A 12,941-nucleotide genomic window follows, 5' to 3' on the forward strand; every position below is an offset into this window, starting at 1 on the left:
TAAACGCAATGGAAATTCCACCTGCCGCAAGCCGCGCACTTTTGCGGCATCGACGTTATTGCTGCGAAGTGCGCCTGGGCGGGCGGATTTGCCGGTGTTCAATTCCAATTGTCATGCCCTTCGCGATCCTTGCTCAGGAAGTGACAGCGTTTTGAGTTTCGGAAGTCTTGTTTTGCGGAGCCACACAGAGACCCGCGTGACAGGCAGGCTCACCCGTGTAGTTGGCCAGGGCTTGGAGCAACGAGGTGAGGTAGCGCTGTTTGGTTTGGTCCGGCACTGGCTCCGAATGGTCCAGCGATTTGATTGCCACCTCGATCAACTCGATCGCCCGGTCCTTGTTGCCGCTCTCGTAATAATACTGAGCGACCGGAAAGTAACACCCGAATTTAAAGTCTCCATCGCCTTGCGGAGGATTAAGTTCCAGGATCTGTTCGGAGAGCTCCTTGCCCATCGCAAAGCGATCATCATGCGGAAGATGGGAGTTGTCGATCGTGGGATGGAAGAGTTGGTTCAGCGCCATCACCACCCAAGACATCGCTTCGAACTTTTTGTTGATCGCGTCCTCGACCAATTCGCGCATAAGCGGCAAGCCGGTTTTGATGTCGCGCAGCTTGTGAAGCAGAATATCCGCATGAACCCGCCGAAAATCAAAAGAGTCTGGCATCACGGCGAGGCCTTCTTCGATGGCCAATAGTGCCGCTGCCCAATCCTCGTCCTGCATCGCCGGCCCAAGTTTGGCGTATATCGGCTGACTCAGCGACGATTCGCGCACACGCGAGATTCGCTTTGCATCGACGGCTTTCGCTTCATAGCTGCTGCGCCAGCTGCCGTTAAGGACTTTCGGCAAAACGTCATCGAGAGGTGCCGGGTGGCCGATATAAGCGATGTGGCCGTCGCGGTCGACCACGAACGAGGTGGGAATCCCGAACGAAGAGCTGGGTTCCAGCCAGAGCTTTTTCATTTCGCCAGTGCAATCGAACGCTGTCCGATAATTCAGATTCGGGAACTTCTCGGTCAGCCAGGCATCCACGTTGGTCCGCGCTTCGTCCGCGGTTGCAGCCTTTTCGCAAGCTGCGACTCCGATAATCTCAAATCCGCTGTCTTTATATTTCTCCTGCAGTTCGATCAAATGGGGCATGGCGTGGACACATGGTCGGCACCAAGTCGCCCAAAATTCAACGAGGTAGACCTTGCCGGGCCGAAGGCTCGTGAGGGGCTCGCCACGCAGCCAGTTCTCCACTTTCAGCGCAGGAGCCGGGGACCCCATACGCAGTTCCATCTTGGTGTCCAAAGTCATTCCACACCTTTCGTCTCTTTTGTCGCGGAATATTTTCCAGTCAAAATCGGACACGGTCTCGAGGGCATTGCTCCCTCTCGCTTGCTTCAGCGGAGCTCTCACCGTGTTGCCGCACATCAAGCACGGCAAAGGGCATGCCAACCCTTCTTAGCTTCGGCAAGCGCCGGTACCGCCTTGAATAAGCGAGCCCTAACACGGCCAGCTGACGTTAACCTGAATGTCGGCTTTCGACGGCTCACCTTAGCGGCTGCCGTTTAGGAAGGTGAGAGTTTGGCTGGCCCGCTGGCGATAAGACCGGCTTCGGCGTCCTGGAGTAGTCGCACTTCGGCGATGGGGTCGAAAGTGCGGGAGAGGCTCGGTACCCTTGCAGCCACCGCCGCATGTGGCCCGGCGTCATAATTCGCGTCGCGGTTGCCAACGGCGGCGTTGGGCTCGATCCACGTGGCGTTGAGCCCGACAGCACGTAAAGCTGCATCGTGATTGAATGCCCTTTGCTGTTTCACGCCAAGCAGGAGTCGCGCGACGCTACCTTGCTCAAGCGCGAGCAGAGCGATCTGACGCCGTAGGAATATTGCTCGTCCCGCTTTTGCCGCCAGAGGCGGAAATCTTTCCTGAATGCCACCGCCGATCATCAATATCGACGAATCATATCCCGCTGCCCATTTGTTCGACTCCGAGGTCGGGCCAGCACTCCGTCAAGGGACGGTTGATGAACCCTAGATGCTCGGGATTGGCGCATGGCGCGCGCCGCAGAAGGCTGTCAAGGATGCGGCGCGCTCGCCAGGCCAGCAGCCCAAAGTTCGGATCAGCCAGCCCGCGCTGTCCAAGGCAGGCGTTCTGAACGAAAAGGCGTCGGTCTCGCGGTCCGTCCCAGTACACCGAAAAATCCTCGCCGATGGCGAGCTCATTGCCGATCTGTTCGAGGCGATCTGCGATCGGTTCTAGGAAACCCGGCAGCGGTTTCTCGTACCCGGTGGCCAGGATGACGATATCGGCGGTTACTTCTCCGATGTTGTCCAAGCCGCGTTGCAGCGTGAGCCTGTGCCCTGCTCCGGCATTGATGCAGCGCGACACGTTGCAACTTGGCCGCAATGTGATCTCGCATTGGTGTGGCTCGAGAAAGGCGTGGTGGTAGAGCGCCTGATAGACCGCGCGCAACTTGCTTTCTGAAATGCCCTCGGAGGCAAGCGCGAAACGCCGCAGGAACAGCTGTCGATGCACCTCGCTCATCGCAGCAAAACGATCCGAGAAGCATGGCGTGAACAGCCCGTTTGTGAACGCGTGGTCGTCGAAAGGCATCTCGCGCGTCAAGACCCATGTGATCGCCGCGGGCCGCCGTTCTTTCGGCCGGCCGACAAGGTGCAGTAGCAGCTCGGCTCCCGACTGTCCGCCGCCAACAACGCAGACATGCTTTTTTTGCACCTCAGGATTGATGTGGGCCAACTCAGATGAGTGGAACAGGTTGGGTCCAGTCCAGCCATGAAACTGAGGCGGAATTTGCGCCTGCTTGCCTATGTCGATGACGAGGTTTCTTGCATCAAGGACCGCGTTGTCCGTCCGCACGCGAAACTCGCCGTCAAAGCGGATTTCGCGAACGGCCTCGCCGCCACGGACAAGCGGATTCTTCTGGAACGCCCAGTTGAGATATTGGGCGAACTCGGCTCTAAGCACCCCGTGAAATTGCGCATTGAGGAAATTGTAAAGACGCCCGTTCTCGTGGAGGTAGTTTACGAATGTGTAGGCTGATCGCGGATTGACCAGAGTAACCAGATCCTGGAAGTGGCCGACCTGGAGCTCCGCGCAATCGAAAGCGCTGCCTGGATGTCCTCGGAAATCGACCTCCCGGTCCAGGAACAGTGCCCCTTGCGCAATCTCTTCCTGTATCTGACACGCAAGGCTCAAATTAGATGGTCCAGCACCCACACCAATACAAAAGAGGTCCACTTATCCTTACTCCTCTAGGAGTGTTTTCCAACTCAGCGGCATGTTGACGTCGATTGCCGGGCATTGAGCAATGCGAACCTCACAGGCATGCTTGAGCCGCGGTCCCGACTGAGAGGACAGCAAAAGCGTGTGCCGCCTTCCAGGTCTTGGGCTCAATGTCGGCGGCATCGACAGCGGCGCGGCGTGATCCGAACCCAAGAGCAGAAGGAAAGTGTGTGATGCTGTCGCGCGGCTCTTCCGGATCTTACGGCGGCTTCTAGCGCCGGCCTCCACCCCAGGAGTGGCTGTTTCCCTGCCACGACGGAAGCGGCTCTTTCTTTCGAGGGGCGTAACCATGGATAACGGCTCTTAATGCTTTCGGAGACTCCCATGCATGCGGCGTGCCGGATAAAGACCTGTCAAACCAACGAGTTCGCGCAGTTCCAGCTCGTCTGGAATCCGACATTGTCGCACGCCCGACGATCGGGCAGGGGAAGCTCCGCGGCAGCGGCCCTTGCACACCGCAGGCTGACAGGGACAGCCGCCGATTTGACGCGCGTCCGGGTACTGATAAGGGGCCTTCCAACAGGGTTCGCGCACGAGGCGGGGTCTCCTGGTACACCCGCCCTGTGGCTTGGCTGCGGTCTGCTGCAGCCGTTCGTCTTTACTGCCCGTTGCGGACGATCTCGCACGAGTTGGTTCACGAGAGCGTCGTGAAGCAGTCGAGGCGTCCGGTTTGGCTCTGACAAGCGTCGCAAGATGTTCGCGGATCCAGCCATGTCTCCGCAATCCGACCGGTAACCGACGACGACTTCGGACTGGTTGGCGGTCCTACGACCTGATCGGTGTTCCTACGGAGCTGATCAGCGAGCCAAAAACAGCGGCAATGTGGTCTTCCCAAAGCTCCAGCTCGGCGGACCGCCGAAAATCCGCTCACGCAGCCCACGGCTGCCATAAGCACCCATAACCATCATGTCAGCACAGATGTCGTTCGCGTGCTGGGTCAGCACTGTGCCCGCCGATTTGCCGGCGCTCTTAAGCAGGTCAACGGAGACCCGAGCACCGTGCCGAGTAAGATAGGCAGCGATGTCAGCTCCAGACTGCGCGCCTTTCCCGTTGTTTTGCGCCTTTGGATCGACCATAGCGACACAGACTTCCTTGGCAGCGGATAGGATACTAAGAGCTTCCCGAACCGCACGCGAGGCCTCTACACGCGAATCCCAGCCGACCAGCACGCGTCGAGGCGACAGCGTCGCCTTAACGCCCTTCGGCACGATGAGCACCGGCTTTCCGCTATCGAACAAGCAGCCGTTGACAACAGGAGGTCCGAGAGTCTCATCGTTGAGGAGGTCTCCTCCAACGATCGTCAGGTCAGCGCAGAGCGCCCGCTGTCGTGCCACTTCACCGAGGCTAGCCGGATCGCAATAGTCGGTGTCAACGTCACAGGAAAGCGACATAGCTTTCAGCCTTTTGAGGATATCCGCGGACCGTCTTTCCATTCTGGTCACGTCCTGTGAAAATTTCTCGATTTGCTGAAATCGATAGTTCGGTACTGCAATTGCCTGTGCACGTCCTGTATTCCATTCGGGGGGCGGAGACAACATCAAGAGCAATGGAGGCGGTATAATGAGTACCGATAGGTGCGCGCCGACCTCGGCACACAGTCCGGCAGCTGTTGTGAGGTCCTCATCAGAATGATCAGCACCCGTCACACTGAATATGCTTTTAAATTCCATTTGCCTGCTTCTCCTGGTCTTCGTTAGGAGCGCCTCAAAGCGGCAACACCGCTCTCAGGAGGAAGAGAGAGCGGCACCACGTTCGATCACCGATTTCAGTCGTCCGGCTTCTCGAGCGAGTAGCCGGCCGACCTGACGGTGCGAATGACGCTGCCGGGCAAGGCCGTTTTCAGCGCCCTCCTGATTCGGCTGATATGGACATCGACGGTGCGTGCACCGACATGAATGTTGGGCAGCCAGGCCGCCCCGATAAGCTCGTCCCGGCTGAAGACCTTGCCGGGGGCCTCAATCATAAGCCGCAGCACGTTGAAATCGATCCGTCCGAGATGGATGTCGTGGCCATTACCGCGAACCCGATGGGCATCGAGCTTCATCTCCAGGCCTCCACAACAAATCCAACTGTCGTTTTCAACCCCGTTCGGACCACGCTTGGTCAGCCCGAGCCTCGCCCGCAGGCAGTCGAGCAGCTTGGCCGGAGCCACCGGCCGCACAAAGCTCTCAACGCCTGCCTTCAAGAGATCGAGGTGCTGGTGCTCGGCGCCAGGCGCGATCAGGGCGATGATAGGCAGGTCGGTGGTGCGCGGTTCCCGCTTGAGGTGGGCGCAAATTGCGGACCCGTTTATGCTGGCTGGGTCGCAATCCAGCACTACGGCCTGAAGCTCCCGTTGTTCGGCCAAGGCCAGCGCAGCCTTCGCGCCGTCTGCCGTCTCACTGCTGAAACCGTCAACCTCCAGTATGTGGCTGTAGAGCAGATAGAACTCGGCATCTTGCGAGCAGATCAGGACCAGCGGCTTCTTCATCGGCGATACCCCAACAACCTGGTCGGCCTCGAGTCCCTGGATCGAGGGGACTGGCCAACATAGTTTCTCGGGTCCGTCATGATGGCCTTTCTCGAAAATCGCGCCCATCATGCCAGCGCCACGTGGGGAAAGGTTTCGATGACTGAAATCGCATCGTCGACCAGCTTCGTACCGGCCGTGGCGAGCTTCAGGAGCGTCTCGAAGCCAAACCGGTGGACATCGCGCAGCGTTTTGGACAAAACGACCAGCCGTCCGGTCGTGAAAAGCACCCGACCAAAACCCTCATGGCTCACCTGGATCATCGGCGATGCCATAAGGCCGCAGCGCTCCTCGATCGCAAGCCCGATGGCGGCGTAGTACTTGTCGAGCCTCCACAGCACGTCGGGATCGGGATCTCCGATGATTGGGATCCCTCGGCGCTGTTCCTTGGTAATGATGAAGTCGCCCAGCAGCTCAGCGTCCGCTTTGCGTTCCCACGAGCCATAGGAATCCTGAGAACGGATCAGCCGCACGAGGCATTTGACGAACGGGGTGCAAAGAGCCGCCTCGTCTTCGGCGACAGCTGGGGGGATTGCGGGGTCAGGCATTGGCGTCCTCCTCTTTTCAGTCCTCGTCCTCGAAGGACGGTTTCTTTTCGGCAATGCCCGCTCGCGCCAGCACCTTGCGCAGCCAAGGCGGAGGACACGTCCTGAGCATCATCTGCGTGCGCAAGAGCACCTGTGGGATCGATTGGGGCTCCGCCACTTTGATCGGGTGGATTTTTGCCGCGACAAGCTTGGCTGCCGAAGGGCCGCCAATTGCCAGACAAAACAGGATCTGACAGCCCTTGAGCGCATCCACCTTTGGCGTGATGCGATCATCGCGCTCGGCCCGATGCTCCCCGCTTTCATCGGACACGTCATCGAAGGCCACGGCTTCTACGAGATTCCATTCCTCGCGCGTCACGTCGTAGACAGCAAAGCGCCTGGCCGACCCGAAATGGGCGTTGAGGTCCTGCATGTCCTGAGTGGCGATCGCAACGCGCAATGCGCCCTTACGTCGTTCAGGCATCGGGGCGAAAACCTCACTACTGACCAGCGAGAGGCGGCGAACAGCGTTCATCGTGATATTTCTCGATTACGGAGTGGATCAAGCGCCTCAGGAGTGGGCGCGTGTTGGTTGGCCTGGAAGATGCTGGCGACCTCGAAGATCATGTCGCGGGTGCCCTGATAGAGAATTGCGAGCTTGTGCTGGCTGCCTAGTCGATCGAAGACCGGGAACCCGATGCGCATGAGCGGAATTCGGAGCCGCTCCGATGCTTGGCGCCCGTGCGAATGCGTGACAAGCAGGTCAGCACCGACGGCAAGACTTTCCAGATCGCCGAGATCGCCGATCTGAACCGAAACCGCCGGGACTTTCTCGAGAATTTTAGACCTGTCGGTCGTTGTGACGGCCGCGGCTATCTCGGAGCCGAGGCCAGCAAAGAAGGTCGCAAGTTGGAACAGCTGGTCTGGTTCGGCAGCGATGGCAATTTTCTTGCCGCCGAAATGGAAATGTCCGTCGAGCATCGCGTCCTGCAATTGCGCCCGGCGCCGGCGCACGCGGGCCGGTACCGCCGCGCCCGAAATCGCAGACAGCAGCGACACGAAGCGGTCCGTGTCCTGCAGCCCAGTCAGTGACTGGAACAACACGTAAGGCACGCCGGTCAACCCGTGCAGCGCTTTCGCCGGGCGGCGCATGTGCTCACCGATGGCGATGCATTGCATGGCCGTGCCCAACTCGCGAATGTCTTCGACGCTGGTGCCGCCGTATGTGGTCGCTACCCAGCGGTCAGGAACCGTACCGTCGAGCGAGCCTGAAATGTCGGGCAGAATAACCGGCTTGAGCCCAAAGCTTTCAACCATGTCCCGCATATGCTCGATGTCGGCGATAGAGAGGTTGCATCCGGGCAGGATTGCGATCTTCTTCGGGTGCCGCGCCCGTTCGCCCGAGCGCGTAATCCCTTCGATCATTGCGGTGACTGCCTTGGCCCAGCCCTCTTCGATCGCGCCGTCAAAATCCGGCGTGTTGGCCAGCACGACCTCCGTACCCGCAAGCTGTTGCGTGTGCTTCCGCATGATGTTGGCAATATCACCCGCGCAATCTTCGCCACGCGTCTCCACCAGCGCGGTCGTGCACACCCCGATCAGCGTTGGCTTCGTGCGGTTCTTGAGGTTGAGGATCGCCTCTTCCAGATGGTCGGCTGCGCCGAGGATGGTCGCCACCTCATCCATCGCCGTAGTCTGCAAGGGAATCGCTTCTTTGAAGTGCCGCACGAAGAGAACGAGCGCAAAGCTTGTGCAGCCTTGGCTGCCGTGGAACAGCGGCATCGCACCGTCGACGCCAAGAAAGGCAAAGGCGGCACCCAGCGGCTGCGACGACTTCAGCGGGTTGACTGCCGCCGATTTGCTCTGGGGAAGGATGCGGGCCATCGGTCGCCTCAACACTCGTGTGCCGTCGCGCAGGCGAATTCATCAAACAGGTACGCGGTCTCGTTCCTCGTGCACGGCAATTCGCCTATCAGCTCAGGCTGGCAATCCCACGGGGCCGGCTGGCGCACCTGAGACCAGATCGGATTGTGAATGGCGAGGTCGATCTGGCGTACGAGTTCCACCATGCCGTCATAGCCGGCATAAGGATGCTGGCGCTCCTGGTTGATATCGAGCCAGGGCGTCTTGGCCTTGAGCGCAATGAATTGCGTGCGACCGCCCGACAGCATGATATCGGCCCTGTGTTCAGAGAGCATGGCGTACAGCTCGCTCGCAGCCATGGATTCGAACATGTGCTTGTCGTGCTTGAGAACTTGTTTGATGCGCTCCTTGTCCTGCACCGTAGATTTCTTGATCGAGGTGCCGACGATCTCGATTCCGATCTCCATCAGCGCATGGACAACCGACCAGGACTTCACACCGCCTGTGTTGAGCAGCACGCGCTTGCCTTGGAGCCTTTGCCGGTAGGATTCGAGTTTCTTCCACGCGATCGCCTCCTGCTGCGCGATCAGCGTCTCTGTGCGCTCGAGGATCTCCGGATCGGCGCCCTTCCTCACCAGCAGCCTGACAAGGTTTCGAAGAGCTTGCGATGTGTCGGAGATGCCATAGAAGGAGCCCTCGAAGAACGGGATGTCCCAGCGCTCCTCCATCTTGCGGGCAAGACTGATCAGCGCGGTCGAGCACACCATCATTGCCGCCCGGGCGCGGTGCGCGGAAGCAATGTCGCGGTAACGCGCATCGCCGGGAATGCAGGCGCGCACCCGGATCCCGAGCCGATCGAGGAGCGGCTTTACAAGCCAGAATTCGCCCGAGAGGTTGAATTCGCCAAGGATGTTGATGTCGTAGGGTCCGGGGTCGTCGGGTTCGACCGTGCCGATGACATGATCGAGCAACGCCTCGGCGGCGAGCTTATTGCCGAGGTTCTTGGAGCCTGCCAGGCCAGGCGCATTGATCGGCACCACGGCCAAACCGAACTTTTCCGTGGCGCGTTTGCACACGGCCTCGATGTCGTCACCGATCAGCGCCGTTACGCAAGTCGAGTAGACGAAGATCGCCGGCGGCGCGTATGTGTGCTTGATCTCGCGGATCGCCTTGAAGAGTTTCCGCTCGCCCTGCCCCATCACAAGGTCGAGTTCGGTGAGGTCGGTCGTGAAGCTTGTCCGCCACAAGGTCGGCCCTGACGAAACCGCACCACGGTTGTCCCAAGAATTGCCCTCGCAGGCGAGCGGCGCATGGACCAGATGCGCAACGTCGGTGATCGGCTGCAGGACGATCTTGGCTCCGTCAAAGGCGCAGCCGCCGGCTGCCGCCCCTGGTGTCAGCGACTTCGAGCAGCCCTCCTTGCGCGCCTTGGCATCTTTGCCACGGTTCTTATCGCAGGCGGGCTCATCGAAGGCGTCCTTGATTTTGGCGCTGAGGGAGGACATTGCTCAGCCTCCCCAGTCCATTGGGCAAGGAATGGCCTCGGCGAAAAGCCGGCCACGGCTCTTAGCGCGTGAGGTCATAGGAATAATCCGTCACACCCGTCTCGCTCGTCTCGCGATCGAGTTTGTCGAAGATCTTGTCGAGGATCGTCGTCAGCACGCGCAACGCTCCCTGGTAGCCAAAGAGCGCAAAGCGGTGATGATGGTGCCGATCGAAGATCGGAAACATCAGCCGGATCAGCGGTGTTCCGGTGTCGCGCTCCAGGTACTTGCCGTAGGAATTGCCGATCAAAAGGTCCACCGGCTCGGTAAAGAGCAGTGAGCGCAGCGCCCACAGGTCCTTGCCCGCCCAAACCTGGGCAGCCTTGCCGAAAGGCGAGGATGCTAGCAGCTTCTTCAAATCGGCTTCCCATGCCGAGGTGCCATTGGTGGCGAGGCAATGGGTTGGCTCGCCGCCGGTCTCCATGACAAAGCGGGCCATTGCGTGAACGAAGTCGGGATCACCGTAGATGGCGTATTTCTTACCATGCAACCAGGATTGGCTGTCCGCCATGGCGTCTACCAGTCGGCCGCGCTCGAGGCGAATTGCCTCGGGAATCTCCTTGCCGGAAATCGCCGCGACCTCCATCAGGAATTCGTCCGTCGCCTGAACGCCGAGCGGATAGTGGAACGAGGCCGTCGCCTGCCCGACCTCCTCGCAATAGCCCAGTGTCTTTCGGGTGTTGTGATGCTGCAGCGAAAGCGTTGCCTCGGCGTTGAGGGCCTTCTTCACCTCGTTGATCTTCGTGCCCCCGTCATACATGCGGTATTCACCGTCCGAAGGCGTATCGAACTGGTCAGAGGCATCCTGGATCAATGTATAGGACACGCCCATTACATCGAGCAGGCGCTTGAGCTCCCGGTTGTTGCCGACGCAGAAGCCGTCGAAGCCCGGAATGATGTTGATGGTTCCTTCGATTTGCGTACGCTCCTGACCTTTCCAGAAGTGCTCCAAAATGCCTTTGACCATGTTGTCATAGCCGTCGACATGACTGCCAACGAAGGCCGGGGTGTGGGCAAAGGGCACGTCGAAGTCGCGCGGGACTGAATCTTCGTCCTTGGCGTTCTGGATGAAGCTGTGCAGGTCGTCGCCAATGACCTCTGCCATACAGGTCGTCGACACGGCAATCATCTTGGGGTCGTAGAGCTGGTAGGTGTTGGCGAGCCCGTCGACCATGTTCTTCAGGCCGCCAAACACCGCCGCATCCTCGGTCATTGAGGAGGAGACCGCCGCGGCAGGCTCCTTGAAATGGCGCGACAGGTGCGAGCGGTAATAGGCGACGCAACCTTGGCTGCCGTGGACGAAGGACATGGTTCGCTCGAAGCCGGCGGCAGCGAATACCGCACCCAGCGGCTGGCAGGCCTTGGCCGGGTTCACGACAAGCGCTTTGCGGGCGAGGTTCTTTTCGCGGTATTCCCACGTCTGGGTGAAATCGCGCTGATCGGAAATGATTTCATCGGGGTGCGGACATTCGAAGTTTAGCTTCTTCTCAGCGAGCATCTTTCTGTATTCCGGCTCGCGGAACAGGGGAGCGTGATCGAGAATTTTTTCAGCCGACTGCGGCATGATGATTACCTCTTTTGCATCTGGCTGCGCGGGACGGCAGCTCAGGACGTCAAGACGTTCCAGGCTCCGGCGGATCAGAGGCCGCGGGAGTTCACCGTCTCAGTGGGAGACTGGGGCTGAAGCAAATGTTTATTCGGCAGCCATCGCCCGCTCATCGCCCCGGCTTCTTTTCCAAGGCGCGTGGAATAGGTCCCAGACCGGGTTGTTAATGGCGAGATCCACATCACGTGCGAAAATGGCAAAGCCATCGTAGCCGTGATACGGGCCTGAATAATCCCAGGAATGCATCTGGCGGAACGGTATGCCCATCTTCTGCACCGGGTATTTTTCTTTGATTCCCGAGCCGACCAGATTTGGGCGAATCCCTTCGATGAATTTCTCCAACTCATAGCCGGTCACGTCATCGTAGATCAGCGTGCCGTTCTTCACGTAGTGGCCGGTGCGCTGATAGTCGTCGCTGTGGGCGAATTCATAGCCGGTGCCCACGATGACCATGCCGAGGTCCTCGTAGGCCGTGACGACGTGGCGGGGGCGCAGGCCGCCCACATAGAGCATCACGGTATTTCCTTCCAGGCGCGACAGGTACTTGGCGATGACCGCATCAACAAGCGGCCTGTACTTGGCAATGACCTTTTCGGTCTTCTCCTCGATTTCCGGCCCAAAATGCTTGGCTATGTTGCGCAGAGAGGCTTCGATCTGGGAGGGACCGAAGAAATTGTACTCCATCCAGGCGACGCCATACTTTTCCTCCATATGCCGACAGATGTAATTCATCGACCGGTAGCAGTGGATAAGATTGAGCTTAGCCTTCGGGGCGCGCTCGATCTCTGCGAGTGTGGCGTCACCCGACCAGTTGCCAACCACGCGCAGCCCTATCTCCTCAAGCAGTATGCGCGAGGCCCAGGCATCGCCGCCGATATTGTAGTCGCCGATGACGTTGACGTCGTAGGGGCCGGCCTCGAACTTGACATCCTTTTTGTCGAAGACCCAATCCCGGATTGCATCATTGGCGATGTGGTGGCCAAGCGACTGCGAGACGCCGCGGAAGCCCTCGCAGCGTACCGGCACGATCGTCTTGTCATACTCCTTGGTCTTTTTGCGAGAAACGGCCTCGGTGTCATCGCCAATCAGGCCGATAGGGCATTCGGACTGCACGGTGATGCCGTTGTTGAGCGGAAACAAGACTTCAATCTCGTCAATGATCTGTTCCAGCTTCTTGTCGCCGCCGAAGACGATGTCCTTCTCCTGGAAATCGGAGGTGAACTGCATTGTCCCGAACGTGTCGACGCCCGTTGTACCGACGTAGTAGTTGCGGCGCTGCGACCAAGAATATTGGCCGCAGCCGACCGGGCCGTGCGAGATATGGACCATATCCTTGACTGGCCCCCACACCACGCCTTTCGAACCAGCATATGCACAGCCGCGAATCGTCATCACCCCGGGAATGGACTTGATGTTCGATTTGACGTCGCATTCGGAAAGGACCTCGCTTTCCCCGCCAGCCTCGTTGCCGCTCTTTGCGACGTTGAGGTGCTTCTTGCGGCGCTTCGCCGCCTTGTCGGGATAATGCGACAGCACCTCTTCGATAAGCTTCGCATGAAGAGCACCGTCATTCTCGTATTCCCGGCTCATGAGTCCCCCTTTCAAG

General features: G+C 59.3%; 11 protein-coding genes. All 11 read right to left on the bottom strand.

Going from position 1 to position 12,941, the window contains the following annotated elements:
- Positions 1–133: 133 nt before the first annotated feature.
- Complete coding sequence (locus tag EN824_RS23220; protein ID WP_063170388.1) at positions 134–1,279, bottom strand: TlpA disulfide reductase family protein; 1,146 nt, start codon at positions 1,277–1,279, stop codon at positions 134–136.
- Between the two features lie 272 nt (positions 1,280–1,551).
- Positions 1,552–1,929 (bottom strand): hypothetical protein, encoded by a 378-nt coding sequence (locus tag EN824_RS23225; protein WP_024505270.1) that lies wholly within the window; start codon positions 1,927–1,929, stop codon positions 1,552–1,554.
- A gap of 13 nt (positions 1,930–1,942) precedes the next feature.
- A complete protein-coding gene (locus tag EN824_RS23230; RefSeq protein ID WP_063169368.1) occupies positions 1,943–3,241 on the bottom strand; it encodes a SidA/IucD/PvdA family monooxygenase in 1,299 nt (432 codons plus the stop codon).
- A gap of 842 nt (positions 3,242–4,083) precedes the next feature.
- A complete protein-coding gene (locus EN824_RS23235) occupies positions 4,084–4,956 on the bottom strand; it encodes a universal stress protein (protein WP_126087041.1) in 873 nt (290 codons plus the stop codon).
- A 95-nt stretch (positions 4,957–5,051) separates the two neighbouring features.
- Positions 5,052–5,864: a response regulator transcription factor gene (locus EN824_RS23240; RefSeq protein ID WP_095489438.1), complete on the bottom strand. Its 813-nt coding sequence runs from the start codon at positions 5,862–5,864 to the stop codon at positions 5,052–5,054.
- Positions 5,864–6,343, bottom strand: coding sequence for a NifX-associated nitrogen fixation protein (locus EN824_RS23245; protein ID WP_024505267.1), 480 nt, complete (start codon positions 6,341–6,343; stop codon positions 5,864–5,866). Before EN824_RS23245 ends, EN824_RS23240 begins: the two co-directional genes overlap by 1 nt.
- Positions 6,344–6,359: 16 nt before the next feature.
- Complete coding sequence (gene nifX, locus EN824_RS23250; protein WP_063169371.1) at positions 6,360–6,857, bottom strand: nitrogen fixation protein NifX; 498 nt, start codon at positions 6,855–6,857, stop codon at positions 6,360–6,362.
- Positions 6,854–8,206: a nitrogenase iron-molybdenum cofactor biosynthesis protein NifN gene (gene nifN / locus EN824_RS23255; protein WP_126063827.1), complete on the bottom strand. Its 1,353-nt coding sequence runs from the start codon at positions 8,204–8,206 to the stop codon at positions 6,854–6,856. Before nifN ends, nifX begins: the two co-directional genes overlap by 4 nt.
- Positions 8,207–8,214: 8 nt before the next feature.
- Positions 8,215–9,690 (bottom strand): nitrogenase iron-molybdenum cofactor biosynthesis protein NifE, encoded by a 1,476-nt coding sequence (nifE, locus tag EN824_RS23260; RefSeq protein ID WP_095489376.1) that lies wholly within the window; start codon positions 9,688–9,690, stop codon positions 8,215–8,217.
- Positions 9,691–9,751: 61 nt separating this feature from the next.
- Positions 9,752–11,293 (bottom strand): nitrogenase molybdenum-iron protein subunit beta, encoded by a 1,542-nt coding sequence (gene nifK / locus EN824_RS23265; protein WP_126063826.1) that lies wholly within the window; start codon positions 11,291–11,293, stop codon positions 9,752–9,754.
- A gap of 129 nt (positions 11,294–11,422) precedes the next feature.
- Complete coding sequence (gene nifD / locus EN824_RS23270; protein ID WP_024505262.1) at positions 11,423–12,925, bottom strand: nitrogenase molybdenum-iron protein alpha chain; 1,503 nt, start codon at positions 12,923–12,925, stop codon at positions 11,423–11,425.
- Positions 12,926–12,941: the final 16 nt, after the last annotated feature.

Origin of the sequence: Mesorhizobium sp. M8A.F.Ca.ET.181.01.1.1 (genome assembly GCF_004792025.1) — a bacterium.
Classification (GTDB): Bacteria; Pseudomonadota; Alphaproteobacteria; order Rhizobiales; family Rhizobiaceae; genus Mesorhizobium.